The following is a 783-nucleotide window of genomic DNA, read 5'->3' as shown; positions in this document are numbered from 1 at the left end:
CGCTGGAAGGGGGTGGAGCGGACGTACTCGGCGGAGGACGTGGTCCGGCTGTCCGGCAGCGTCCGTGAGGAGCACACCCTCGCCCGCCGCGGCGCGGAGCGGCTCTGGCGCGAGTTGCACGAGCGGGACTACGTTCACGCGCTGGGCGCGCTGACCGGTGGTCAGGCGGTGCAGCAGGTACGGGCCGGGCTGCGGGCGATCTACCTCTCCGGCTGGCAGGTGGCCGCCGACGCCAACCTCGCCGGCCACACCTACCCCGACCAGAGCCTGTACCCGGCCAACTCCGTGCCCGCCGTGGTGCGTCGGATCAACAACGCGCTCCTGCGCGCCGACCAGATAGCGACCGCCGAGGGCGACTCCTCGGTGGACTGGCTGGCGCCGATCGTGGCGGACGCGGAGGCCGGTTTCGGCGGCCCGCTCAACGCGTTCGAGCTGACCAAGGCGATGATCGCGGCCGGCGCGGCGGGCATCCACTACGAGGACCAGCTCGCCTCCGAGAAGAAGTGCGGGCACCTCGGCGGCAAGGTCCTCGTCCCCACCGCCCAGCACGTCCGCACCCTCAACGCCGCCCGCCTGGCGGCCGACATCGCCGACGTGCCGACCCTGATCGTCGCCCGTACCGACGCCCTCGCCGCCAACCTGCTGACCAGCGACGTCGACGAGCGCGACGCCCGCTTCTGCACCGGCGAGCGCACGGCCGAGGGCTTCTACCGCGTCGAGCCCGGCATGGCCCCCGTCATCGCCCGCGGCCTGGCCTACGCCCCCCACGCCGACCTGCTGTGG

At 73.7% G+C, this 783-nt stretch carries 1 protein-coding gene; it reads left to right on the top strand.

Annotated elements, in window-relative coordinates:
- Positions 1-783: isocitrate lyase (gene aceA, locus JNW98_RS35795; RefSeq protein ID WP_223772411.1), on the top strand; the 783-nt coding region annotated here is incomplete at both ends.

The sequence above is a fragment of the Streptomyces huiliensis genome (assembly GCF_020037025.1).
GTDB lineage: Bacteria > Actinomycetota > Actinomycetes > Streptomycetales > Streptomycetaceae > Streptomyces > Streptomyces huiliensis.
This window is presented reverse-complemented; position numbering and strand designations above follow the sequence as displayed.